Here is an 18,036-nt window from a genome sequence, read left to right as displayed (position 1 = left end):
TACACTATTCATGTTTTCTTTTTCAACCGAAATAACTTCTTCTCAAATTATATCAGACAACCCTTTGTTTCAAAGAACATTAAAAGCTTATGAACTTGTTGCACAACACATAGTTGGCGATGTTTTGGAAATTGGTTGTGGTGAGGGTTATGGATTAGAAGTTATTTTAAAACAAGCTAAATCTTTAACCGTTATAGATAAATCTAAACATGTACTGAAAAAAATTAAATCCAAACATCCTCAAACAACTGTCTTAAATCAAAATATCCCACCTATGTACAATTTAAAAGACAATAGTTTTGATGTCGTTATCTCATTTCAAGTTATAGAGCATATAAAAGATGTCAATCTTTTTATAAAAGAAATACATCGCGTTTTAAAGACCCATGGTAAGGCGTATATAACTACCCCTAACTCTAAAAAATCCATAGCTAGAAATCCCTGGCACTTTAAAGAATATAATTATAAAGAGATTAACAGTTTAATAAAAAACAACTTTAAAACCTATACTATTGAAGGAATACAAGGGAATAAAAAAACAGATGCTTATTACTTAAAAAACAAACAATCTGTAGAGCGATTTTTGCGTTTCGACATATTTAAAATACAGTACAAAATACCCACTGTACTCCTCAAAATACCTTATGAACTTGCTAATAGAATAAATAGAAATAAGTTATTAAAAAAGAATACCCATTTGGTTAATGGTATAACTTTAGAAGATTATTCCCTTCAAGAATACTCTCAAAATACCTTAGATTTTTTCTGTATCTTAAAAAAATGAAATTTATTCTATGCAAAACGAACGAATAGACATCGTTACTAAAGCAGGCCAACCCACTGGTAAATCGGCACCAAAAAGTGAAATTCATGGCAAAGGACATTATCACAATACGGTGCATATTTGGTTTTTTACTGCTACAGGTGAAATTTTGCTGCAACAACGTGCGGCCTCAAAAATCATCTATCCTCTACTTTGGGATGTTAGTGTTGCTGGACATATTGAGGCTGGTGAAACATTAAAATCTGGTGCTATAAGAGAAATTGAAGAAGAAATCGGGCTCTCAATCTTAGAAACCGATTTGCATAAAATTGGCGTTTTTGAGTGTTTTCAAACCTATCCCAATGGCATTATTGACAATGAATTTCACAACACCTACATCACTGAATTAAAAGTCGATATCAGCCAACTCATACTTCAGACCGAAGAAGTGGAAGCTTTAAAATTAGTTTCCATTGAAACCTTTAAAGATTTACTGAAACACTCAGAAACTAATGGGCATTTTGTGACATCTAACAGTAAATATTATGAGTTTGTATTGGCGAGTATTCAGAAAATAATAGCGTAATTTTAACTCCTCTTTCTTCAGCTTTTTTAAGGAAAATCTGAATTCATTCTTGGCTTTAAAAAAAGAGGAGAGCTGTTCACTCAGACTTGATAACTCGATTGAATAATTTTGTTGTATTTGTTTAATTTCCATTTTTAAAATAGTTGAATTTAATAATATATATAGTCATTAAGCAATAAACTTTAATCGGTCTACTCCTACCTTTTAAAAAAGGTGCTGTGATTTCCGAAAAGGAAATTCGGAGGGTTCTTTTTATTTTCATACTTTCGTTTTATGGATTTAATTGTCTTTGCGCTTGCACCTATTTTTATAGTTATCGTTTACATTTATTTAAAAGATAAATACGAAAAAGAACCTATGGGTTTGCTCTTAGTTTCTTTTCTTTTAGGTGCAATAGTAAGTATCATTATCACAACCCTACTCTACAGTGTTTTTAATGTATTAGCACCTTTAACCAATGGTTTAAGTGTCATGCAACAATTTGTTCAAGCTTTTTTCGTCGTTGGTTTTAGCGAAGAGTTAAGTAAATATCTCATCATTTTATTGTTTGCACAGCGCAGAGTGGCATTTAACGAACCTTTTGATGGTATCGTATATGCCGTGATGGTTTCTATGGGTTTCGCTGCTACAGAAAATATTTTCTATGTGTTAGAAAGTGGGCCAACTACAGCCTTACTAAGAGCGTTTACTGCCGTACCTGCCCATGCTACTTTTGGAATTTTAATGGGCTATTTTATGGGAAAAGCGAAGTTCTCAAAAAACAGAATAAAGCTCAATCTCGCCGGTTTGTTACTCGCTATTCTTTTTCATGGCACTTATGATTTCTTTTTATTTATCGATTTTATTCCTGGTATTTGGATTGGTGCTTTTATCTCTTTATTTATTGGTGTTTTCTTATCTCGAAAGGCCATACAAAGACATCAACTGGCTTCCCATTTTAAAGTCCCTTAGCTTTTTTTACAAAATTATAAGTATGCCATTATCTAAATCCACTTGGTATAATAATTATATTTACACTTCAAAAAAATACGTATGACCAATAGTTATAAAGTTAAAGTCAATGATTTAACTGAGTTTGAGATAACCGAAGCACAGGTTTCTAACTTGAATGCCATAAAAGTATCAGACTCTAAAAGCCATATTCTGCAAAACAATAGTCCGTTTCAAGCAGAAATTACTGAAGCCAATTTCCATAGCAAAACATATACCGTAGCGGTGAACAACAACACGTATTACGTAGTCATTTCAGATGCATTAGATGTGCTAATAAAAGCTATGGGGTTTGCAGTTGGCGCATCAAAACTAATCAATGCTATAAAAGCACCAATGCCTGGCTTAATTTTAGATATTAGTGTTTCTGTAGGTGACACTATTGAAGAAAACCAACCTTTATTAATCCTTGAAGCTATGAAAATGGAAAATAGTATCCTATCGCCTAGAGATGGCATTATTAAAGCTATTACTGTAGCCAAAGGAGAAGCGGTAGATAAAGGTCAATTATTAATAGAATTTGAATAGAATGAAAAAGTTATTAGTTGCAAATAGAGGAGAAATTGCCATTCGTGTGATGCGAACTGCAAAAAAAATGGGCATTAAAACAGTTGCTGTTTATTCTACTATTGATAGAAACGCACCACACGTTAAATATGCAGATGAAGCGGTTTTAATTGGTGAAGCCCCCTCAAATCAATCCTATTTATTAGGAGATAGAATAATAGAAGTTGCAAAACAGTTAAACGTAGATGCTATTCATCCAGGTTATGGTTTCTTAAGTGAAAATGCAGAATTTGCTGAAAAAGTAGAACAAAACAATATGATTTTTATTGGCCCTAAGTCTAAAGCCATAAAAATTATGGGAAGCAAATTAGCGGCTAAAGAAGCGGTTAAAGCCTATAATATTCCTATGGTTCCGGGAACCGAAGAAGCGATTACAGATATTGCTGAAGCAAAAACTATTGCAGCAAAGATAGGTTTCCCAATACTCATCAAAGCCTCTGCTGGGGGTGGTGGAAAAGGCATGCGTGTTGTTGAAAAGGAAGCCGATTTTGAATCACAAATGCAAAGAGCAATCAGTGAAGCTGTAAACGCTTTTGGTGATGGTTCTGTTTTTATTGAAAAATATGTAGCCTCTCCGCGTCACATAGAAATTCAAGTCATGGCAGATACGCATGGTAATGTTATTCATCTTTTTGAAAGAGAATGCAGTATCCAGCGTCGTCATCAAAAAGTAGTTGAAGAAGCGCCTTCGTCTGTCTTAACTCCGGAATTACGGAATAAAATGGGTGAAGCGGCTATAAAAGTAGCGCAAGCTTGTGATTATGTAGGTGCTGGAACGGTTGAATTTCTTTTAGACGATGCTCATAATTTCTATTTTCTGGAAATGAACACCCGATTACAAGTGGAGCACCCCGTGACAGAATTAATTTCTGGAACAGATATAGTCGAACTTCAAATTCGTGTGGCCCGCGGCGAAGTACTGCCTTTAAAACAAGAAGATTTAAAAATTAATGGGCACGCTTTAGAATTACGTGTTTATGCTGAAGATCCTTTAAACGACTTTTTGCCAAGTGTAGGCCGTTTAGACGTTTATAAATTGCCTGTGGGTGACAACATTCGCGTCGATAACGGTTTTGAAGAAGGGATGGATATTCCTATATATTACGATCCTATGCTTTCAAAATTAATCACTTATGGAAAAACAAGGAATGAAGCGATTCAACTCATGCTAAAAGCCATTAATGATTATAAGATTGAAGGGGTTGAAACCACGTTACCTTTCGGAAGCTTTGTTTTTGAACACGAGGCCTTTCGTTCAGGAAATTTCAATACGCATTTTGTAAAACAATACTATTCTCCTGAAGCTCTAAAAGAAAAGCAAGAAGAAGAGGCAAAAATAGCAGCGCTAGTCGCTGTGAAACAATATATTGAAGACCAAAAACTATTACGTTTACCAAACTAGACAATCATGGATTCTAAAATAAAAGATTTAAACGAAAAATTATCACAAGCCTATTTAGGTGGTGGACAGGATAGAATAAACAAACAACACGAAAAAAAGAAATTAACCGCGCGCGAACGTGTTAACTACCTTTTAGACGAAGGTTCTTTTGAAGAAATAGGTGCTTTAGTAACCCATAGAACTAAAGATTTCGGAATGGAAAATCAGCAGTTTTTTGGTGATGGTGTAGTTACAGGCTACGGTACCGTAAACGGTCGACTCATTTATGTATTTGCTCAAGATTTTACCGTTTTTGGTGGTTCTTTATCTGAAACCCACGCCGAAAAAATCTGTAAGATTATGGATTTAGCCGTAAAAGTTGGAGCTCCTATTATTGGACTTAACGATTCTGGAGGTGCCCGTATTCAAGAAGGGGTACGCTCATTGGGTGGTTATGCAGATATATTCTATAAAAACGTACAAGCTTCAGGCGTCATTCCGCAAATCTCTGCCATTATGGGACCCTGTGCTGGTGGCGCCGTGTATTCGCCCGCAATGACAGATTTTACATTAATGGTTGAAGACACCAGTTATATGTTTGTAACAGGTCCCAACGTTGTTAAAACAGTCACTAATGAAACAGTAACCTCTGAAGAACTTGGTGGTGCCAGCACTCATGCTACAAAATCTGGTGTGACGCACAAAACCTCTGCTAATGACATTGAATGTTTAGAAGCTATAAAAAAACTACTAAGCTATTTACCACAAAATAACACAGAGACACCTGCCCTACTTCCTTTTGAATTAAAAGATGAAATTAGAGAGAGCTTATCTAACATCATTCCAGACAATGCTAATAAACCCTATGATATGCATAGTGTCATTAGCGGTATTATTGATGCAGACTCTTTTTACGAAATCCATAAAGATTATGCCGAAAACATCATTGTTGGCTTTGCGCGACTTGGAGGAAGAAGTATTGGTATTGTTGCGAATCAACCGCAGTTTTTAGCAGGTGTTTTAGATGTAAACAGTTCTAAAAAAGCTGCTAGATTTGTAAGGTTTTGTGATGCTTTTAATATTCCTTTATTGGTTTTAGAAGATGTTCCAGGGTTCCTACCAGGAACCGATCAAGAATGGAACGGTATTATTGTTAACGGAGCAAAACTTTTATATGCCTTTAGCGAAGCCACAGTACCGCGTGTTACCGTCATAACCCGTAAGGCTTATGGTGGCGCTTACGATGTGATGAACTCTAAGCACATTGGGGCAGACATGAATTTTGCTTGGCCTAGTGCCGAAATTGCGGTGATGGGCGCAAAAGGCGCGGCTGAAATTATTTTTAAAAATGAAATCAAATCGGCCGATAATCCTGAAGAAAAGTGGCAAGAAAAAGAAGCCGAATATGCCAAGCTATTTGCAAATCCTTACAGTGCTTCAGAACGTGGTTTTATTGATGAAGTCATCTTACCACAAGAGACGCGAAGAAAACTAATTAAAGCCTTTTCGATGCTGGAAAACAAAGTTGTGAATACACCAAAACGAAAACATGGAAATATCCCCTTATAAAATTAAAGCCACTCAAAATTGAGTGGCTTTTTGTTTTTAAAATGTCATCTTTGCTATAATATCAACCACTGATGTGATAATATACTCAACACCAATCGCGATAACAATAAAACCAATAATTCTAGACAAGGCATTTATACCAGAGGCGCCTAAAAATTTCACAATAAAATGGGCGCTTTTTAGTACTAAATAAATGCTAAGTGCTGCTAATACCAATGCGCCAACAATGATTAAAATATCTTCAGAACGTGGATAGTCTTGATTATAGGTAATAAGCAAAGAAATAGTTCCAGGACCAGCTAACATAGGGATGGCTAAGGGGGTTAACGAAATGGCATCTCGGGAATGAATATCGTCTTGTACCCTTTGTAATTTCATCCCTTTATGCTCTCTAAATTTACCTGTTAACAAGGCAAAACCGGAAGAAGCGATAATTAAACCTCCTGCTATTTTTAAGGCATTCAAACTAATCCCAAAAAAAGACAGGATATAATTTCCTGCAAAAAAAGATAACAGTAATATGATGAGTACATCTATGGCCGTCCAAAAAGCAGTGATTGCACGTTCTTTTTTACTGTGTTCTTTTGTTAATCCTACAAAAACAGGGACTGTTCCTAAAGGATTCATAATCGAAAATAAGGCCCCAAAGGCGACTAAAAATAACTCCATTGTTTTTTCAGCAAAGAGACCTTTATTTTTAGTATGATGGGTTACTGTAATCTTATTGTACGGTTATCAAATTGTAAATTTTTTAGTCTAAATCTAATAGGCGTCTGTGGTAATTTATTTGTCCTAAATGATAAGACAGGTGCATGGTTAAATGCACTAAAAAATACGCGGTAGTCATGGCATCTTCATCTGCGCGACGTCGGTAGTCTTTTTGTAAATCTTCTGCTGTTAATTTTATTAAAGTGTTTTCAACGACATGAATCGTTTGATCGACTTGTTGCAATAATTCAGCTCTTGGAACCTGTTTTAATGAAAACTCTAAGTCGCGTTGTCTTACGTAACCCGTATTACCAAATTCGGCACCAATAAAATGATTGAGGTTCCCCACAATATGCAAACAAAGATTACCAGAAGCATTAGATATGCCTTGTGTAACGCGCCACAAATTAGCCTCGTCGTTATATAACTCGATTTCCTCTTTAAGCTTTGCTAAATCTCTCTTGAACAGCTTTATTAACGTATTAATAATCATAAGTAACTTGTAAAATTAAATTTTTGCCTGATACGTATATAAGTCAAAATAGCGCCCTTCTGACGCAATCAGCGCGTCATGATTCCCGCGTTCAACAATCCTTCCATTTTCAATCACTAAAATCTGATCTGCTTTGCGAATGGTACTCAAACGGTGCGCGATTACGATGGTCGTTCTGTTTTTGGTTAATTCGGATAAACTTTTCTGGATCAAGGCTTCACTTTCAGTGTCTAAATTTGAAGTGGCTTCATCTAAAATAATAATTTTCGGATCGGCTAAAATCGCTCTTGCAATCGCAATACGCTGGCGCTGTCCGCCAGATAATTTTACGCCTCTTTCTCCTATTAAGGTTTCTAATCCATCCTCAAAACGATCTGTAAATTCATTAACGTATGCCGCTTTTACTGCAGCCTGTAATTGGTCTTCAGAAGCATTAGGTCGCGGGAACATAATGTTCTCTCTAATCGTGCCTTCAAATAAAAATTCATCCTGTAAAACAACCCCTAAATGCTTTCTAAAACTTTTCAGTTTAACCTTTGATAAATCTTCACCATCAATGGTAATTTTTCCAGATTTAGGATTTAAAAATGTCGCAGATAATCCTGCAATAGTCGATTTTCCAGAGCCCGAACTTCCTACTAAAGCAATCACCGAACCCGATGTCGCTTCAAAATCAATATTATGTAATACGGGTTTTCCAACTTCATATTCAAAAGACACATCCTTAAAGGCGATGTCGCCTTTTAATGTTTTAAGCTGAATCGTTCTGTTGGTATCGTCTTCTTCGGCAGCCATATTCATTAACTCTTCGGTACGGTCTAAACCCGCTAAAGCTTCTGTTAACTGACTGCCTATATTACTCATTTGTACAATAGGTGCTATCATAAAGCCTAAGACCAAAGTAAAGAACAGAAAATCTCCTGTAGTCATCTCCCCTATCATCATATAATAACCACCAATACCCATGATTCCAGTAGTGGCGACTCCTATTAAAAAAGTTGAAGAACTGGTCATTAAAGCCGTCGCTGTTAAACTCTTTTTTACATTTTGATAGAGTCTATCTACCCCTTTTTCAAAAATCTTATTTTCTTGTTCTTCAGCATTAAAAGCTTTGATCACCCGAACACCAGCGAGCGTTTCGGTTAAACGGCCAGTAACCTCAGCATTTATTTTGCCTCGCGTTCTAAAAATAGGGCGAATATATTTGAAAGCTTTTAAGGCAATAATTCCGAAGATAGATAAAGGAACAAACACAAAAAGTGTCATCCAGGCATTTAGTTTTATCAAAATAATTAAAGAGACGATGGCCGTAAATGAGCCACCAACCAATTGTACCAAACCGGTACCAATTAAGTTTCTTACCCCTTCGACATCACTCATAATTCGTGATACTAAAGCACCAGATTTTGTATTATCGAAAAAGCTAATGGGTAACGATAAGACTTTCTTTTGTACTTGTGCGCGCAACTCTGAAATTAAATACTGTGCCTGAACGCTTAATATTTTTGTGAGTAAAAAAGAAGTCACTGCCTGAACAGTAATCGCAACAATAACGATTACGATGAGTGTCCATAATTTATCGGTAGTACCACTTGGTACGACATCGTCTAATAACACTTTACTCTGCCATGGTAATACCAAACCAGATAAGCTACGAATCACAATTAATATCAAACCAATAAAAACGAGCTTTCGTCGTGGCCAGATGATTGTTTTAAAGGCCTGTTTTAAGGTCACTTTTGGTTTTTCTTTATTTTTTTTATCTGAAGTTTTAAGATGCTGCATAACTTAAATTTTGAATTGCAAAGATACGTTTGAAACCGCTCAAATTTTATCCCAAAAGTCAATGTTTTGTTAATTCAAGCGATTGCTCTTTTTTTGATGTCTTTTAGACTATTTTTGCAGCATGCAAAACCAACCTGTAAAAGCCGAGTTTGTTGCTTTAATGGCAGCACTTATGTCACTAGTTGCCTTATCTATAGATGCACTATTACCTGCGTTACCCGAGATTGGTGACCATATTGGTGTTACAGATCCTGCAAATAATCAGTTATTGATTACCATGATCTTTTTGGGTCTAGGTTTTGGTCAGCTTATTTTTGGTCCGTTATCAGACAATTTCGGACGAAAACCAATGGTGTATTTTGGTTTTGGTGTTTTTATGGTGGCTAGCTTTATTTGTGTGACCACTAAGAGTTTCGAAATGATGATTATTGGGCGTATTTTTCAAGGTGTTGGCTTATCCTCTCCACGCACCATAGCTATTGCTATGATTCGCGATAGTTACAGCGGTGATCATATGGCAAAAATTTTATCGATTGTGGTCATGTTCTTTATTCTCATCCCTGTCGTTGCCCCCACTTTAGGACAGTTTTTATTACAGGTCGCCAATTGGAAAGCAATTTTTAATGTGAATGTTATTGTTGGTCTATTAGTGATTATTTGGTTTTGGAGACGCCAACCCGAAACACTTCACAAAGAATATCAAACTAAATTTTCCTTAAAACGCTATGTTATTAGTGCCAGAGAATTTTTTAAGTATAAGCAGTCTGTTGCTTTTACTTTAGTTTCAGGTTTTATTACGGGTTCTTTTATGGTGTATTTAAGTACTTCGCAACAAGTTTTTCAAGACCAATATGGATTAGGGGAGTTGTTCCCCTATTTCTTTGCCAGTTCTGCCATTGCGGTTGGTTCCTCTACGTTTATGAACAGTCGTTTGGTCATGAGGTTTGGTTCCATGCAAATTGCTTATATAGCAACCATTGCCTATTTCTCGATTTCATTGTTATTTGTTATTGTCTTTTTTAATGGAAACAACCCCAGTATTTATGTGTTGGTAGGTTTCTTTATGCTTCAGTTTTTTGCCGTTGGTTTGCTCTTTGGAAATTTACGCGCTTTAGCTATGGAACCTTTAGGTCATATTGCAGGTATGGGTTCTGCCATTAATGGTTTTATTTCTACCGTCATGGCTGTACCGATTGCTAATTTTATAGGAAGCTATGTAAAGACGTCAGTGTTGCCTTTATTTATGGGCTTTTCTTTTTTCGGATTATTGTCTCTAATGGTTTTTATTTATGTTAGAAGACAGACTGCTGCGGCTACAGCATAATATATTTCGAAAGCCTTCTTTTAAGAATGCTGAATTTAGAAGTAAAAACCAGAAAACACCATCATTATTCGTAGCGCACTAAGTCTTTACAATACGGTTTTAAGACTCACAAATGCCTTATAAAATATTGAATTTAAATGCGCTATTTACATCACATACTCAAATTTTACAATTAATTAACTTGGTAACACTAGCGTAAGCTTTTTTTAAAATAAGCATCATTTTTTATTAACATCGTTTAAAGCTTCTAAGACTAATTTTGGAAAAAATTAATCTAATAACCAAAACAAAACGATGAAAACTTTAAAACAACTTTTATTATTATTTACCCTCTTTTGCGCAATAGGGTTTCTTGCCCTATCATGTGAGGATGGCAAAGATGGTCTTAGCGGACAAGATGGAGCCGATGGACAAAATGGAATCGATGGTGAAGATGGTGAAGATTTTACACCTTCTCCTTTATTATTTTCTAACAAATCATTGTTAAACCCCTTAGTAAACATTCACCCAAGTTTTAGTAATGTAAATGCTTACTCTTTAATTAGTTCTACTGATGTGCTCTCAAACGGTTTCCGTTTGGTTGGTGCTCAAGACGGCGCTGGATTATTAAAAGACGGAAATGAATACATCTATATTGTTAATGCTGAAGATGATTATAGTGTTTCCAGAATTCGTTTTGATGAAAACATGAACCCAATTAAAGGCGAGTGGTTACTTAATGCTGGAGTTGCTGATTTTGCAAGACAATGTTCGGGAACGATGTGGGAAGCTGCCATTCATGGGGGCTCTCAAGATTTCTTTTTATCGGCGTCAGAAAGCATAGCTTACGACGTAAAAGCTATTGACCCTTGGGTAACAACGCCTACGCCAACAGCTGATTTTGGCTTAGATGCTTTAGGTGAATTTTCATGGGAGAATGCAGTGCCTTTACCTAAAGATGCTTATTCAGGAAAAACGGTAATTATTGGTGGTGATGATGATTCTAGTGGCTCTGAAGGTCAAGTTACCATGTATTTATCAGAAAATGGTGATGCAGATTTAAACAATGGTAAAATCTATGTTTTAAGATTTAAACAAATCTCAAATGGTACTAACGGGGCACAAAGTGTAACGGCTAATACTGTTTATAATGAAAGTAGTTTGGACTTCGGAGCTTCGTATGACGTAGAGTTTGTTGAGATTATTAATGGCAGTAGTTTAACTAAAAATGAAATGGAAACAGCATGTACAAACGTTTTTGCTTCTCAGTTTATGCGTGTAGAAGATGTTGATTACCAAAAAGGGAGCGATGCCAATGCAAGAAACGTATTTTTTGCAGTCACTGGTCGCGGTCCAGGCCAAGGTACATACAACGACTGGGGAACTATTTATAAGTTAGTATTAAATCCAACGAATCCATTAGAAGGCACATTAAAGCAAATAGTTAGTGGTAATACAGACACGAATAATATGGATGGAAACTTAGCGGCACTGCAAAGTCCTGATAATATTTGCGTAACAGAAAACTATATTTATATACAAGAAGATCCAAACTCTTTTAGTCGCGGTCATGCTGCTCAAATCTATCAAACAGACTTAGATGGAAACGGTGCAGCCGTTGTATTAGACCTTAAAATAGAGAGCAATTTAAATCCAACGGGAAGCACTGCCTTTTCTGGAGAATTTGGAGCATTAATTGACGTGTCAGATAAGTTAGGGCAACCAGATACTTTTATGTTAAACTTGCAACCACATTACTGGAAAAGCGACGAATTTGCATCTGCAAATCAGCCTCACAATCAAGGCGGACAAATCATATTACTTCAAGGATTACCAAGATAAATTAAAAAAATATATCTAAAAATGAATCTTCATGTGACGTGGAGATTCATTTTATTTATTAGCAATTAAATATATGAAAGCACCCATAATCCTTATATTATTAGTCTATACGGCACTGGTTATGTCATCTTGTAAAAGTGACACCCAAAAAACAGAACCTGTAATAAATTGGTCTTTTGCTCAAAATTATTATTTAGAGAACATTAATAATGCGATTACCTATCTAGACAGCTTAAAGCGTGAAGGCATGAATGGTAAAAATTCTAAACGTTATTTTAAGTTATCGCGTGAAGCTTTTAAAAAGGCAGAACCTTATGCTTCCTATTTAAACCCCGAAGTAGGCCATAGAGCTAATGGCCCAGCATTACCAGTTTATAAAGAGGATACCGGTAAAATTTTAAACCCTGTGGGTTTACAAAAAATTGAAGAAAGCCTTTACGAACAAGAAACGCCTCTAGCCGATTTTGAACAGGAACTCTATGTTACAAGAGGCCTGTTTACCGTACTGAAAAGTAATATAGAAAAAAGAACGCTTAATCCACAGCGCTTTTTTATTGCCACTCATCAACAATTACTTAGAATAATAAGCTTAGGAATTTCGGGTTTTGATAGCCCTATAAGTCACTTAGGCCTTCAAGAATCTAAAATCTCATTGCAAAGTTTAGTCCTTATCTATGAAAATTCTATTGGGAATCTCATTAAAACAAACAATAAGGAATTAGATAATAACTTTAAAAAAAGTGTCTTAAAAGCCAACACCTATTTGGAGCATCATACCGATTTTAATACGTTTGACCGCTTTACTTTTATTCGTGATTATATGAATCCAATAACACGGTATTGGGTAGCGATTAGAAAAGAGGCTAATGTATGGGAATCCATAAATACCGAACCTTTTAATTTTGAAGCCCCTACTTTTTTTGAAGATGACAGTTTCAATATCGCTTACTTTACGCCTGCTACAAATCTAAATCCAACCCAAAAGCAAATCACTTTAGGAAAAAAACTCTTTTTCGATAAGAGACTTTCTGCTAATAATAGTATGGCTTGTGCAACCTGCCATATTCCTGAAAAAGCCTATGCTGACGGCATGACCTTAAATCTAGACAATACAGGTAACAAATTAGAACGTAATACGCCAACCTTAATTAACAGTGCGTTTCAGCGATCGTTTTTTTCAGATGGTCGCTCAGAAAGTATCATCGATCAGATTTCATCTGTATTTACAAACGACAAAGAATTTGCTAGTAACGTGCATGAATTTTCAGAGGCTATTTTAGAAGATCCCACTTATGTTTCAGAATTTGAATCGGCCTTCGGAAAAACACCATCAAATAATACAGCGCTAATAAAAGCGATTTCATCTTATATTTTTACGTTAAATGGCTTTAACTCCAAATTTGATAGAAATATTAGAGGGGAAGAAAACACCTTTACTCAAGAAGAAAAATTAGGCTTAAATTTATTTATGGGAAAGGCCTTGTGCGCTACTTGTCATTTTATGCCATTAACCAACGGAACCGTCCCGCCTTTTTTTAGTGAAACAGAAAAAGAAGTGATTGGTGTTCCTGAAACTGCTGATAACAAAATATTGGATGACGATTTAGGATTTTATTGGAAATTTAATGAACCACTACACAAAGGCATGTTTAAAACACCTACGCTTAGAAACGTAGCATTAACAGCGCCCTATATGCACAACGGGGTTTATAATACTTTAGAAGAAGTACTCAACTTTTATAACCTTGGCGGCGGCGGTGGTATGGGTTTTGATTTGGAACACCAAACCCTTCCTTTTAATGAATTAAACCTTTCTGAAACAGAGCAAAAAGCGATTATTGCCTATTTAAAAACCTTAAATGATTCTGAAGTGGAAGCACCGTACTAAATGCGTTATTCTAACCTAAGGAACCGCTCTTAAAAACGCCTAACTACAATTAATAATAATGAGCTGTTCGTGAGCAATTTCAAGCGTATCAACAGCCACTTCATTACCATCAGATTTTAAATCGGTACTGGTTATTTTAGTCGGCCAGGCATTTTTGAGTTCCCATTGCATGGTGACCTTGCCACCTTCATCTAGTAACTTAATAAGTACTGTGCGCCTCTTAATGGTGTTCATGGCTATGTCATTATACCAATCCCAAAAGCTGTTATCATTAACAAAAACACCGCGTTTCATGGTAATGTTGCCATATTTTGCAATACCAGGCATTTTTTCAGTCGAGAATAATGGACTATTACTTTTTCGGTATTCAATGATTTGATTTTCGACATCCATCCCAGAAACCTCCTGAAAGGCAACGTTATTGAGACCCTCTCCAAAATTGACTTCAAATCTAAATTTTGGCATGGGCCATGTGGCGCCGTCGGTATTTTCATTTTCTGTAGTCATACTTTTTCTTTTTAATTCGTTTAACTTGATGTTGGCATCTCCTGCTGGAAGGTGATGGCTATAAATTCTGCTGGATGTACCACTGCGACTTTAATGCTCACAATCATCACCCCTTTTAAAATATCTTCTGAAGTCATGGTCGTCCCCAAGCCACAATCTACAGCAAAGGCCTCAGATGCTGTTGCTCCTAATAAGCCGCCTTGTTGCCATATCGCCGTTAAAAAACTTGCGATCATGGCTTTTACCCCTTCCCATGTGTTTTTATCATTCGGTGCAAACACATAAGCACGAGCCGCCAGTTTACAGGATTGTCCTAAAAAAATGAGTGTTCTTCTTACAGATAAATATTTCCAATCTAAACTATTCCCATCTAAAGTACGGGCACCCCAAATTAAGATGCCTAAACCGTTGAAATAACGTATGGCATTAATTGATTTTCCTGAAACGGCGTCCCTATTTAATCCTACTTGTTGCTGTTCTGATAATTTAATAGGTAAACTAACAGCACCAACAATAGTGGTGTTCGCTGGTGCCTGCCATGGTCCCACTTGATTATCCGTAGTAGTTATCACACCAGCTATGGCGCCACTAGGTGGTAATATATTAGCCACGGCGAGTACGTGTTTAATAATGGTGCTATAGGTCTTACTCGCCCTCATTAAGGCATTATTATACTGTACCGTCGTCATGCCGTTGGTCTTTATATTCTCTATAATAGTATTTACCGTGGTGTCTGGATGCGCTGGCGGACTTAAAACGGCTTGCAGCTTCGTTAGATCACCTCCAAAAATAGTCGTGTAATCGATGTCTGACGACTGCATAAGCGTTGTGCCTATAAACGGATAGTATGCCGTGCCGTAATCGAGGCCCAAAGTGCCGGTTTGGTTTCTGAAGGCTTCAATGTCTTGCGTGTATAGTATAGGGTCTGGATCATCCGCTCCTATAATGTCAAAAATGCTAATGGCGGTTTGTAGTTCTTTATTTTGAAGTAACATGCGCTGCATTAACCTGCCATTATCATCCATGGACAATAAGGTGGCTTCGGGACAAATGTACATGGTGGGTTCCTCCTCGTTCTTTAGGAGGGCTAAACCGGTTTGTAACTCCTTTAAGGTAACATTGGCATTAATAATCTGTTCGCCAATAGCCATGGGTTGTTTTGAAGGAGCACCATAACTTCCAACAGAAACGATATAAGCGTCTCCGCCACCATTCTCATAAAACAGCCTGATACTGTTGTACAGGTAGTAAATGGTATCAGGATCTGGAACGATGCTATAATAGGTGTTATCGATAAGTAAGTGATCCCCTTGGTCTGGTTGTTTAGTCTGAGTCACCAAATAATACGCTGGACTGTATTGTTTTATAGGATTTGCAGGTGCTGGTGGCTCTGGATAACAGTAAATCGCCTGAAATTCAGCAAACGACGTGATTTTCATCGGGATATTGGTATAGGATTTCCCTTCATAGACGGCCTGTGGGGTGTAGCCTATAAACGCTGGAACCGCTGTGGGTACTGGAACGACTGTGTTTGGGAACGCGTTAACTTCATCGATGTAGACCCCTGGTGATTTAATCTTGGATTCATTCATAATAGCTTTTATTAAAACACATGTTTTGGTTATCTTATCATGCTCAAGTTCCGAATAAAGTTAATACAAAGCAATACGTAGTTCTACTTGTTTTTAAACCGATGTGCTTAAATCTCTTGAATCGTATCGCCATTGCGAGCGTAGCGTAGCATTCATGAACTCCGATTTAATACATTATTATGCGTGAATAATCTCTTGAATCGTATCGTCATTGCGAGCGCAGCGCGGCAATCTGTTTGTAGTTAGGCTTTCCTATTCATGAGATTACCACGTCACTCCTTACGTCGCTCCTCGTAATGACGATACGATTATGAATCAAAATTAAACAACCAACCATCAGATAAATCGTTCCATTCAGGATTCATTGTTGCAATGAGTTTCTCTTTATTTTTCCGATTCCCTTTCTTAATTTGTTTTTCTCTAGCTATAGCTTTTACTATAGAATCATAGGCTTCGAAATAAACTAATTTATCGCAGTTGTATCTAGAGGTAAACCCTTTATATATTTTGTTTTTATGCTGATACACTCTTTTTACTAAATGCGAAGACACGCCAACATAAATGGTGGTATTGTTTTTATTTGCCATAAAATACACGTGAGCGGTCTTCATTGTTTTTTATGTTTTCGTCTTTGCGAGCGTAGCGTGGCAATCTCTTGAATGTAACCGCCATTGCGAGACCTTTGGTCGTGGCAATCTCTTGAACTGGAATACGATTATAATTATTACTTCTGTTCATAAGATTACCACGTCACTCCTTACGTCGCTCCTCGTAATGACGATACGATTATACTTTTATAAAACCTAACGTCATTGCGAGCGCAGCGCGGCAATCTCTTGAATCGTATCGTCATTGCGAGCGCAGCGTGGCAATCTCTTGAATTGAGATACGATTATAAAACAACTCCTGCTTCAACAGATTACCACGTCACTCCTACCGTCGTTCCTCGTAATGACGATACGATTATGACTTCCCAAAACGTCCAGCATCCACATCCTTTATAAAGGAGATTAACCCTTTAAAAAACACCTTCTGGTCATCAAACTGTGATAAATGACTCCCGTTTGGACAGAGTAAAAAGCGCCCCTGTTGCACCTCGGTAGACATCCATTCCATATGTTTTGGGTTCATCGTGTCATATGTTGCTCCAATAGTTAAAGTTGGTACCGTAATTTCTTTCAGTCGGTCTTTAACATCCCAGTTTTTGAGTGTTGCATCCCCTTTAATACCGAATTCACTTGGCCCTTGCATAGTGACATACACTTCTGGATTGAGGTGTTTAAACGCACGGTTAACAGGTTCTGGCCATTGTTCTACAGGCATTCTAATCACATGTTCTGTGTAATAGTTATTAACGATGAGCTCCAGATACTTTGGGTCGCTATACGCTTCTGCGGCTTCGTATTCTAAAATCTCGGCTAACACCTCTGGGTTCATTTTTGGTGCTAATACGGTATCGCTATACTCCTGGTATTCTGGTATAGACGCCACCATATTAGAAATAATCAAGCCTTTTAAATGCTCCTGATATTTTAAAGCATATTGCAAGCCTAAAATTCCGCCCCAACTTTGCCCGTAGAGATAGAAATTATCTTTATCTAAACCTAAAGCGATGCGTACTTGTTCTACTTCCTCAACAAAACGGTCGAGATCCCAAAGCGATAAGTCTTTGGGTTGGTCGCTGTAATAAGACCCCAATTGGTCGTAGTAATAATATTCTATAGTTTCCTGCGGGAAGTACCCATCAAAACACTCGTAAATCTCGTGGGTCATGCCTGGTCCGCCATGTAATAACAAAACTTTCATGGTGGGGTTGTTGCCCACACGTTTGGTCCAGACTTTAAACGTTCCTTTTGGGGTGGTGATGGGGATCATTTTTATCCCGCCTAAAAACTGATCGTCTTCCTGTGGTTCCAAATAGGTTTCTGCCGTTGTGGTTTCTTCGTACAGGTAGGTGTCTTTGGTTTCTTCTTTACAGGAGAAACAGGTTGCAAGTATGACACTTAGTATTATGAGTTTGGTTTTCATAGTCTGGAATGGATTATAATACTAAAGGTAGTAA

16 protein-coding genes are annotated in these 18,036 nt (G+C 36.9%); 9 read left to right on the top strand and 7 right to left on the bottom strand.

From position 1 onward, the window contains the following. The first annotated feature begins 10 nt into the window (after window positions 1-10). The 6 genes from GQ46_RS00365 (at window position 11) to GQ46_RS00340 (ending at window position 5,856) form a co-directional block, all read left to right on the top strand. Window positions 11-784 carry a bifunctional 2-polyprenyl-6-hydroxyphenol methylase/3-demethylubiquinol 3-O-methyltransferase UbiG gene (locus GQ46_RS00365; RefSeq protein ID WP_044397353.1) on the top strand — a complete coding sequence of 258 codons (774 nt, stop codon included), beginning with the start codon at window positions 11-13 and terminating at the stop codon, window positions 782-784. 10 nt (window positions 785-794) lie between these two features. Beyond that, the gene (locus GQ46_RS00360) at window positions 795-1,349 is read left to right on the top strand and encodes an NUDIX domain-containing protein (protein ID WP_044397351.1); all 555 of its coding nucleotides are present in this window, start codon (window positions 795-797) and stop codon (window positions 1,347-1,349) included. 273 nt (window positions 1,350-1,622) lie between these two features. Next, on the top strand, window positions 1,623-2,300 hold the full coding sequence (locus GQ46_RS00355; protein ID WP_044397349.1) for a PrsW family intramembrane metalloprotease: 678 nt from the start codon (window positions 1,623-1,625) through the stop codon (window positions 2,298-2,300). 81 nt (window positions 2,301-2,381) lie between these two features. Next, window positions 2,382-2,867, top strand: a complete 486-nt coding sequence (locus tag GQ46_RS00350; protein WP_044397347.1) for an acetyl-CoA carboxylase biotin carboxyl carrier protein subunit — start codon at window positions 2,382-2,384, stop codon at window positions 2,865-2,867. Between the two features lies 1 nt (window position 2,868). Then, entirely contained in the window at window positions 2,869-4,308 is a 1,440-nt protein-coding gene (accC, locus tag GQ46_RS00345) for an acetyl-CoA carboxylase biotin carboxylase subunit (RefSeq protein WP_044397345.1), read from the top strand. Between the two features lie 6 nt (window positions 4,309-4,314). Beyond that, complete coding sequence (locus tag GQ46_RS00340) at window positions 4,315-5,856, top strand: acyl-CoA carboxylase subunit beta (RefSeq protein ID WP_044397343.1); 1,542 nt, start codon at window positions 4,315-4,317, stop codon at window positions 5,854-5,856. Window positions 5,857-5,892: 36 nt separating this feature from the next. Here the strand turns inward: GQ46_RS00340 and GQ46_RS00335 are convergent, their stop codons facing one another. The 3 genes from GQ46_RS00335 to GQ46_RS00325 all read right to left on the bottom strand — a co-directional run bounded on the left by GQ46_RS00335 (window position 5,893) and on the right by GQ46_RS00325 (window position 8,842). Continuing rightward, window positions 5,893-6,525: a MarC family NAAT transporter gene (locus GQ46_RS00335; protein ID WP_044397341.1), complete on the bottom strand. Its 633-nt coding sequence runs from the start codon at window positions 6,523-6,525 to the stop codon at window positions 5,893-5,895. Window positions 6,526-6,607: 82 nt separating this feature from the next. Next, the gene (locus GQ46_RS00330; RefSeq protein WP_044397339.1) at window positions 6,608-7,057 is read right to left on the bottom strand and encodes a DinB family protein; all 450 of its coding nucleotides are present in this window, start codon (window positions 7,055-7,057) and stop codon (window positions 6,608-6,610) included. A gap of 15 nt (window positions 7,058-7,072) precedes the next feature. Then, the gene (locus tag GQ46_RS00325; RefSeq protein ID WP_044397337.1) at window positions 7,073-8,842 is read right to left on the bottom strand and encodes an ABC transporter ATP-binding protein; all 1,770 of its coding nucleotides are present in this window, start codon (window positions 8,840-8,842) and stop codon (window positions 7,073-7,075) included. A 121-nt stretch (window positions 8,843-8,963) separates the two neighbouring features. Between GQ46_RS00325 and GQ46_RS00320 the strand changes: the two genes are divergently transcribed. The 3 genes from GQ46_RS00320 to GQ46_RS00310 all read left to right on the top strand — a co-directional run bounded on the left by GQ46_RS00320 (window position 8,964) and on the right by GQ46_RS00310 (window position 13,875). Then, window positions 8,964-10,166 carry a multidrug effflux MFS transporter gene (locus GQ46_RS00320; protein ID WP_044397334.1) on the top strand — a complete coding sequence of 401 codons (1,203 nt, stop codon included), beginning with the start codon at window positions 8,964-8,966 and terminating at the stop codon, window positions 10,164-10,166. A 294-nt stretch (window positions 10,167-10,460) separates the two neighbouring features. Then, window positions 10,461-11,987 carry a hypothetical protein gene (locus tag GQ46_RS00315; RefSeq protein WP_044397332.1) on the top strand — a complete coding sequence of 509 codons (1,527 nt, stop codon included), beginning with the start codon at window positions 10,461-10,463 and terminating at the stop codon, window positions 11,985-11,987. A 73-nt stretch (window positions 11,988-12,060) separates the two neighbouring features. After that, window positions 12,061-13,875, top strand: a complete 1,815-nt coding sequence (locus GQ46_RS00310) for a cytochrome-c peroxidase (RefSeq protein WP_044397330.1) — start codon at window positions 12,061-12,063, stop codon at window positions 13,873-13,875. Window positions 13,876-13,914: 39 nt separating this feature from the next. On the opposite strand, the gene GQ46_RS00305 is transcribed toward GQ46_RS00310, so the two are convergent. From GQ46_RS00305 to GQ46_RS00290, 4 genes are all read right to left on the bottom strand, one after another. Next, entirely contained in the window at window positions 13,915-14,382 is a 468-nt protein-coding gene (locus GQ46_RS00305) for a phage tail protein (protein ID WP_044397328.1), read from the bottom strand. Window positions 14,383-14,402: 20 nt separating this feature from the next. Further along, window positions 14,403-15,974 carry a phage tail sheath C-terminal domain-containing protein gene (locus GQ46_RS00300; protein WP_044397326.1) on the bottom strand — a complete coding sequence of 524 codons (1,572 nt, stop codon included), beginning with the start codon at window positions 15,972-15,974 and terminating at the stop codon, window positions 14,403-14,405. Window positions 15,975-16,282: 308 nt separating this feature from the next. Continuing rightward, complete coding sequence (locus tag GQ46_RS00295; protein ID WP_044397324.1) at window positions 16,283-16,585, bottom strand: GIY-YIG nuclease family protein; 303 nt, start codon at window positions 16,583-16,585, stop codon at window positions 16,283-16,285. A 352-nt stretch (window positions 16,586-16,937) separates the two neighbouring features. Next, window positions 16,938-18,002 carry a proline iminopeptidase-family hydrolase gene (locus tag GQ46_RS00290; protein ID WP_044397322.1) on the bottom strand — a complete coding sequence of 355 codons (1,065 nt, stop codon included), beginning with the start codon at window positions 18,000-18,002 and terminating at the stop codon, window positions 16,938-16,940. Window positions 18,003-18,036 lie beyond the last annotated feature (34 nt).

The sequence above is a fragment of the Lacinutrix sp. Hel_I_90 genome, from assembly GCF_000934685.1.
Taxonomy (GTDB): domain Bacteria; phylum Bacteroidota; class Bacteroidia; order Flavobacteriales; family Flavobacteriaceae; genus Lacinutrix.
This window is presented reverse-complemented; position numbering and strand designations above follow the sequence as displayed.

Excerpts from the sequence above, each read along its gene's own strand:
- GQ46_RS00360 (WP_044397351.1), top strand. The coding sequence starts at position 795 with ATGCAAAACGAACGAATAGACATCGTTACTAAAGCAGGCCAACCCACT.
- GQ46_RS00300 (WP_044397326.1), bottom strand. The coding sequence starts at position 15,974 with ATGAATGAATCCAAGATTAAATCACCAGGGGTCTACATCGATGAAGTT.
- GQ46_RS00310 (WP_044397330.1), top strand. The coding sequence starts at position 12,061 with ATGAAAGCACCCATAATCCTTATATTATTAGTCTATACGGCACTGGTT.
- GQ46_RS00340 (WP_044397343.1), top strand. The coding sequence starts at position 4,315 with ATGGATTCTAAAATAAAAGATTTAAACGAAAAATTATCACAAGCCTAT.
- GQ46_RS00325 (WP_044397337.1), bottom strand. The coding sequence starts at position 8,842 with ATGCAGCATCTTAAAACTTCAGATAAAAAAAATAAAGAAAAACCAAAA.
- GQ46_RS00350 (WP_044397347.1), top strand. The coding sequence starts at position 2,382 with ATGACCAATAGTTATAAAGTTAAAGTCAATGATTTAACTGAGTTTGAG.
- GQ46_RS00335 (WP_044397341.1), bottom strand. The coding sequence starts at position 6,525 with ATGGAGTTATTTTTAGTCGCCTTTGGGGCCTTATTTTCGATTATGAAT.
- GQ46_RS00355 (WP_044397349.1), top strand. The coding sequence starts at position 1,623 with ATGGATTTAATTGTCTTTGCGCTTGCACCTATTTTTATAGTTATCGTT.
- GQ46_RS00365 (WP_044397353.1), top strand. The coding sequence starts at position 11 with ATGTTTTCTTTTTCAACCGAAATAACTTCTTCTCAAATTATATCAGAC.
- accC (WP_044397345.1), top strand. The coding sequence starts at position 2,869 with ATGAAAAAGTTATTAGTTGCAAATAGAGGAGAAATTGCCATTCGTGTG.
- GQ46_RS00315 (WP_044397332.1), top strand. The coding sequence starts at position 10,461 with ATGAAAACTTTAAAACAACTTTTATTATTATTTACCCTCTTTTGCGCA.
- GQ46_RS00295 (WP_044397324.1), bottom strand. The coding sequence starts at position 16,585 with ATGAAGACCGCTCACGTGTATTTTATGGCAAATAAAAACAATACCACC.
- GQ46_RS00320 (WP_044397334.1), top strand. The coding sequence starts at position 8,964 with ATGCAAAACCAACCTGTAAAAGCCGAGTTTGTTGCTTTAATGGCAGCA.
- GQ46_RS00305 (WP_044397328.1), bottom strand. The coding sequence starts at position 14,382 with ATGACTACAGAAAATGAAAATACCGACGGCGCCACATGGCCCATGCCA.
- GQ46_RS00330 (WP_044397339.1), bottom strand. The coding sequence starts at position 7,057 with ATGATTATTAATACGTTAATAAAGCTGTTCAAGAGAGATTTAGCAAAG.
- GQ46_RS00290 (WP_044397322.1), bottom strand. The coding sequence starts at position 18,002 with ATGAAAACCAAACTCATAATACTAAGTGTCATACTTGCAACCTGTTTC.